The organism is uncultured Campylobacter sp. (assembly GCF_938017705.1).
Classification (GTDB): Bacteria; Campylobacterota; Campylobacteria; order Campylobacterales; family Campylobacteraceae; genus Campylobacter_B.
Window position 1 is genome coordinate 1 of record NZ_CALIIS010000063.1, and the last position, 6182, is coordinate 6182.

Annotated in this window: 6 protein-coding genes and 1 other RNA gene; 5 read left to right on the forward strand and 2 right to left on the reverse strand. The window is 45.7% G+C overall.

All coding sequences use genetic code 11. The features are described 5' to 3' along the window. Nucleotides 1-228: 228 nt before the first annotated feature. Nucleotides 229-1263 (reverse strand): hypothetical protein, encoded by a 1035-nt coding sequence (locus Q0605_RS03255; RefSeq protein ID WP_298704208.1) that lies wholly within the window; start codon nucleotides 1261-1263, stop codon nucleotides 229-231. Nucleotides 1264-1370: 107 nt separating this feature from the next. Here Q0605_RS03255 and truD point away from each other — a divergent pair, with 107 nt between their 5' ends. Next, the gene (truD, locus tag Q0605_RS03260) at nucleotides 1371-2483 is read left to right on the forward strand and encodes a tRNA pseudouridine(13) synthase TruD (protein WP_298704210.1); all 1113 of its coding nucleotides are present in this window, start codon (nucleotides 1371-1373) and stop codon (nucleotides 2481-2483) included. Nucleotides 2484-2838: 355 nt separating this feature from the next. On the opposite strand, the gene Q0605_RS03265 is transcribed toward truD, so the two are convergent. Next, entirely contained in the window at nucleotides 2839-3204 is a 366-nt protein-coding gene (locus Q0605_RS03265) for a hypothetical protein (RefSeq protein ID WP_298704212.1), read from the reverse strand. A 341-nt stretch (nucleotides 3205-3545) separates the two neighbouring features. On the opposite strand from Q0605_RS03265, the gene rnpB reads away from it, so the two are divergent. The 4 genes from rnpB to Q0605_RS03280 form a co-directional block, all read left to right on the forward strand. Beyond that, nucleotides 3546-3862: RNase P RNA component class A (gene rnpB / locus Q0605_RS03270), an RNA gene on the forward strand. A 35-nt stretch (nucleotides 3863-3897) separates the two neighbouring features. Beyond that, nucleotides 3898-4170, forward strand: coding sequence for a hypothetical protein (locus Q0605_RS03275; RefSeq protein ID WP_298704214.1), 273 nt, complete (start codon nucleotides 3898-3900; stop codon nucleotides 4168-4170). Nucleotides 4171-5332: 1162 nt separating this feature from the next. Then, nucleotides 5333-5509, forward strand: coding sequence for a hypothetical protein (locus Q0605_RS11405; RefSeq protein WP_363317206.1), 177 nt, complete (start codon nucleotides 5333-5335; stop codon nucleotides 5507-5509). Nucleotides 5510-5520: 11 nt separating this feature from the next. Continuing rightward, a partial coding sequence (locus Q0605_RS03280) for a pyridoxal-phosphate dependent enzyme (protein ID WP_298704215.1) occupies nucleotides 5521-6182 on the forward strand: 662 nt, incomplete at its 3' end.

The following is a 6182-nucleotide window of genomic DNA, read 5'->3' on the forward strand; positions in this document are numbered from 1 at the left end:
CGTATTTTATCCCTAAAGAGAATATTCAAGTAATTTTCATATCAAAAATTTAAAGTAAAGGATGAAATATGGGCTATACGGTAGAACAAGCAAATGCCGAATTAAAGAAATAGTAGATGATTAAACCGCCTGCGATTAAGAAAACTATTTGCTTTATGCCGATCATCAATATGCAGTCGATTTAAAATTTTACTGCCGTAATAGGATAAATTTTAAAATCACGTCCGCTTAAATCAGCATCGGCTTTAGTTTGCGTGCCGAAAAGTCGGGCCTCTCGCCGCGAGCTAGAGCGATGAGCTCATCCGTCGTAATTAGATAAAAGCCCGCGAAATCTCTGCCGAAAAGCCTTTGGATTTCATCGCTTCTGCCGTCTAAAAAATCAAGCGCAAGCTTGGAATTTACTAGCAAAAAATCGCTTCCGCTATCAAACGCGTCAAATAAAATTTCGCCCCCCAGCCGCAGCGCGCACTCCTGTTCGCGCTCATATATTTGCGCTCCAAGCGGCGCGCCTTCGCAGCCAAAGTGCACGATCTGCGCGCCCAGTCTACTAGCCAGCTCCTCTGCGGCCTCGTCATACCATACGGCGACGTTAAAGCCGCTAAAATTGTGCTTCGCGCCCGCTGCGTCAAATTCCGCCATGCTCTGCGCGCTTAAAATTTTATTGCTCTGCGCTGGCTCGTATTTTAAAATATCGCAAAATGCCCTGTATGCCGCGCGGTCGTCAAACTCCATCCCCACGGCGTCGCACTTCGTAAAATACGCCATCTGCGGCTCGATGATCTCTAAAACCCTCATGCGCTCGCTCGGGTGCGTTTGCATCAGGTGGTGCGCGAAGATAAAGGCGCTGTTGCCCAAAAACTCACGTGAGCATGCGGGGATTTTCGTCGAGTAAAAATAGGGCGCGAGGCTTTTGTAAAACTCGAAATCAGAGACGTCCGCGATGCTCTCAAAGGCTTTAAATTTATCCAAAAACGCTCGCGGCTCGCAGCGCAGATCTTTAATCGCCTCTTTTTCGCTAAGAGGCGAGATGATTAGCTCGCTTCCAAAGTGTGCTATGAGCGTATCTAGCGGCTCTTTTACGCTTACGGTGGTGCCGCTGATTTTTACAAATTCCACTCCCTGTGCGCTGAAATAGGGATCGTGCGCGCAGATGTCGTCAAGCAGCGCCGCAAGATCGGCAAAGGGCGCGCTTTCATAAACATAGGGCTTGAAGTAGCTTGCTACGTCGCAGCGGGGATCAAAGCGAAAGAGCCTGATTAGCATTTTTCATCCTTTTTTTATGGCGAATGATACTAGAATTTGCCTTAATAATGAGTTTTTTAGGCTCAATTTTATAAAATTGCGCCTTAGATTAAACGCAAAGGCCGGCTATGAAAAATTTATACACCCTAAATCACGCGCCGATAAATGCGCATTTTAGTAAAAACTCAAGCGATTTCGTCGTGCGCGAAGTGCCGCTTTACGAGCCTAGTGGTGAAGGCGAGCACTGCATTTTGCTGCTGCAAAAAAAGGGCATCAGCACGCATGAGGCGCTGCGGATTTTAAGCGAGTGCACGGGTGCAAAGATGCGCGAGTTCGGCTACGCGGGGCTTAAGGACAAGCAGGGCCTTACGACGCAGCACGTTAGTATGCCCGCTAAATTTGAGCCTGCGCTGGGCGGATTTTCGCACGAAAGCCTTAAAATTTTAAGCGTGCAAAGGCACAAAAACAAGCTTAAAATCGGACATCTAAAGGGCAATGACTTTTTCATCCGCCTAAAAAAGGTCCTGCCGCCCGACGCCGTCAAGCTCGCAGCCGCGCTAGATACGCTAGGACGCGAGGGCTTTGCGAACTACTTCGGCTATCAACGCTTCGGAAAGTTCGGCGATAACGCGGCGCAGGGCGAGGAGGTGCTACGCGGACAAAGGCGGCTTAAAAACCCCAAAATGCGCGACTTTCTAATCAGCGCCTATCAGAGTGAGCTTTTTAACCGCTGGCTTAGCAAGCGGGTAGAAATTTCAAAATTTGCAGCGGAATTTAGCCTTGGCGAGTTTGCTAAAATTTACGAACTAAGCAAGGAGGAGGCGCGCGAGATCGCGGCTCAGCCGCAGTTTTTTAAGCTTTTAAGGGGCGAAATTTTAGGACACTTTCCCCATGGTGCGTTTTTTAGCTGCGACGATCTTGGCGCGGAGTGCGAGCGCTTCGCAAGACGACAGATCACGAGCGCAGGCCTTATCGTGGGGCGAGCAAAGCTGCGAGCTAGCGGACTTGGCGGCAGATTTGAAGATGAGATTTTCGCGCCCGCTCGCGAGCTTGAGGCGCAGATGAACGGCTCGCGCAGGTTTGCGTGGAGCTTTATGGAGCGCGTGCAGCATACCTATGATGCGCAAAATGCGCATTTTGGCTTCAGTTTTTACCTGCCGAAAGGCTCTTACGCGACGGTCGTTTTGGAAGAAATTTTGCACCGAGATATATTCGAGGGCGCCGCGACGGACGAGGATTGAGCCGCATCGCGCCGCGCCGCGCTGCAGAATAGGGCTCGCGCCACGCCACGCTCCACGTCAAACCACGCCATATCGCGCGGAATTTTAGAGCTTGACTGCGTGGATTTAAATTTCGCGGTAGATAAAATTTTATGAAATTTTATGAAATTTTATGAAATTTTATGAAATTTTATGAAATTTTATCGCAGTAAGCGCGCCGTTTTGTCTAAGCCATAGAATTTCAAATTTAAATTTTATTCGGCTCGGCCGTAAGTAAAATTTGCTAAATTTCACCTTTTTATAGTTGTCCAAATTTATTTTCGTCAATAACCAGCAAAATATTATTAAGCTTAAAATCGCTTAAGTCTTTTATCTACTATTGCCCGTTTACAATATTTTCAAAAAAATTATTCTCTTCCCAAAAGTAGCATTCTAACATTTTTAAAATTCCATTTTCCAAAAGAACCATTGCTCCTCCAATGTTTTCATCAGAAAGCGTTAAATTTACATTGCCGACAAAACCGTTGTTTTTGCTTTTTTCTAATATTTTTTTACACTCAAAATGGCAATAATATCCGGCTGTCGAAACCTCTCTTTTTGTAATTTCTGAATTTTCAAACTGCTTATAAAGCGCATAATCGCCTAAATCATCACTTATTAGTTTAACAATTTCAGCCTCGATATTTGCAATATCTGTAAAATTATCGAGGGATAAACATCGTTCCGATTTTTGGTTTTCCATTTTTTATAACTCCACGTACAGTAATTTCATAGCCTTTAATATTAACTTTATAGCCATTAGTAAAATTATTTGACAACTTACTATTTGCCATATCTCTTTCAAGTTCTTTAATTATAGCATTATAAACTTCTTATTGATTATTTTTAAATTTATTTAAAAAATCATCTAATTTATGCTCTTTTTTTGTTAAAGATGTGATTTAATTTATTAGCTTCTTTATCGTCGTCATCCTCCGGCGGCAATGGTGCAGAGGCGGGAGTTTATACTTGCTCACGCCAAAAATTCCACCCCTTAAATTCCGCGAGTCCTGAAATTTAAGCCAAAAAAGCTATAATTGCGCTCGGGTGTGGCGTGCGGTCGCTCCGCAAGGAGAGGAAAGTCCGAGCTGCGATAAGACAAGGTTGCGTCTAACGGACGCCGGGGGCAACCCTAGGGAAAGTACAACAGAAAGCAAACCGCCGCGCAAGCGGTAAGGGTGAAAGGGCGGGGTAAGAGCCCACCGCGCGCGTGGAGACACGAGCGGCAATGCAAACCCAACCTGCAGCAAGAACGGGTGGTTTCGTCTTATATTCGAACCGTTCGCTCGAACCGATTTGCAAAAATCGGTCTAGATAAATGACCGCTGTAACGGAACTCGGCTTATAACCACACCTATTTTTACGCGGAACTTACTTATATAATAAGGATAGAATTTTGAAAAGCTTAATTTTATGCGGTATGCTTTGCGCCATTGCTTTGGGGCTCGGAGGCTGCGCAGGCTCCGATAAATCTATAATCTTGCAAGGCGACGCCCACGATCGCGCCTGTGCGGAGGTTTATGAGCATTACAAACAGCTTGAAGCGGAGCTCTTGGCGGTCGAGAATCGATATGCAAACCCAAGCGTTGCAAACGATTATATACAGACTTACGACGAGTACGAGCGCACCATCGCCTACTACAACGAAAATTGCGCGACCGATAAATAGGCGGCGCAGACTGAGCGTGATTTGGTATAAGTGTGGCGCGGCGCAGCAGTGCAAAGCACTTAAAATTTTATAAAATCTCTAAAAAATATTGAAAATTTTATGCGAAACAAAAAGCATTTAAAATTTATTACGTACGCTTGGCTCTAGCGATACAAAGTCGCGGTGTGAAGCATGGGCACGATGCCTATTCATGCCCGTATTTAGCTTGGTGCGCCAAGTTTCGGTAATCATATAACGGCGCCACATACTCGTGCCGCATTGGCTAAGGCGTGCGCGATTTATTAATCGAATCGGCGCGAAGCCTTGAAGTTGCGAAGTCGCACTAAAAATTCCGTCGCGCAGATTTGAATTAGTGACTTAAAGTGGCAAAGCAATACCCCAAAATTTAGCCGCGAGTCGGACGACGAACGATTTATTAATCGGATCGGCGTAAAGTCACACCAAAAATTCCGTCGAGTGGAGTTGGTTGCTGTGCCCGTTTATGCGTCCACTAAAGCCTTGTAGCCTCAAAATCCGTCGCGTAGATTTGATCGGCGCCTAGGCACTTGGATCGATCATAAAATCAGGTATCAAAAATCCTATTACTCAGTTTTGATCTGCTGCGCGATTTTCGAGGCGTATAAGGGTGGTAAAACGAGATCATTAGCCGCAGTATTAAGGTACGGCGTAATTTTTCGCTTACGCATGCGGCTTTGAGACGCTCGGTAATTTCGATTTACTCGCAGAATTTTAAGATGTGCGGTTTTTTTGAGACCATAGCAGCGGGTTTTTGGGGTTTTTAGCGCGAAGGTTTTTGGCGGGTTTGCAGTGCTATGGCTCTGATTTTTGCCGAGAAATTTTAGAATTTTATGATTTCGCAAGAGAATTTTGTGCGTTTTGGCGCTGCGTCAAACTTAAAATTTCATCTTGCCGCCGCGTAAGATTGCGCGCCTAATCTTTCTGTTTTTTAAATACGGCGTATGTTTTGAGATTTGCGTCCGTTTTTGAAATTTTACTCCGAATAAACACAGAATACACAAAATAGGTAGCCCAGCGATAATTTTAAAAAGCCTGCAAGCCTGCAATGCAAAAGCTAAAGCCTCATGAGAGTTTGCCGATAATTTAGCCGCTCAGAATGCTACGACTTTAAAATTTCGCGAGTTAAATTTAAAATTTACGCCACTTGCTGCGGCTGATAAAACGGCCCTATATTCTGGCAGGCGGCCTGAACCTTTGTAATGTTAAAAAAGCTATGGCTTACGCCCCTTATGCGTTGGATGTAAGCAGCGGCATTGAATCAAACGGCCGTAAAGATGCGGCCAAGATGAGAGAATTTATGCGCCTTGTGCGTTCACAGTAAAGGAGGATATTATGGAGAACGGCAGATTCGGCCAATTCGGCGGACAATATGTACCGGAAACGCTGATGAACGAAATTCACAAATTAACGGAGTTTTATGAGTTTTGTAAGAAAGATCCCGCTTTTCAAGAGGAACTGCAGGATCTGTTAAACAGCTACGCAAACAGGCCGTCCCGTCTGTATTATGCCGGACGCATGACCGAGGATCTGGGCGGGGCAAAGATATATTTAAAACGGGAAGATCTGAATCATACAGGCGCACATAAAATCAATAATGCTCTCGGCCAATGTCTTTTAGCCAAAAAGATGGGAAAGACCCGTGTCATCGCCGAAACGGGAGCCGGGCAGCACGGTGTGGCGACGGCGACGGCAGCGGCATTTATGGGCCTGGAATGCGAAGTTTTCATGGGTGAAGAAGATACGGAGCGACAAGCGCTCAATGTTTATCGCATGGAATTGCTCGGAGCTAAAGTGCATCCTGTCACATCGGGGACACGCGTCCTTAAAGATGCCGTTAATGAGGCTATGCGTGAATGGGTCGGTCGTGTAGATGATACACATTATGTCGTCGGTTCGACTATGGGGCCCCATCCTTTCCCCATGATGGTACGTGATTTTCAAGCGGTTATCGGCAAAGAAGCGAGGGCGCAGATTCTTGAGGCGGAAGGAAAGCT

Bases quoted from the DNA above. Each gene is read 5' to 3' on its own strand.
- truD (WP_298704210.1), top strand. From the start codon at position 1,371: ATGAAAAATTTATACACCCTAAATCACGCGCCGATAAATGCGCATTTT.
- Q0605_RS03255 (WP_298704208.1), bottom strand. From the start codon at position 1,263: ATGCTAATCAGGCTCTTTCGCTTTGATCCCCGCTGCGACGTAGCAAGC.
- Q0605_RS03265 (WP_298704212.1), bottom strand. From the start codon at position 3,204: ATGGAAAACCAAAAATCGGAACGATGTTTATCCCTCGATAATTTTACA.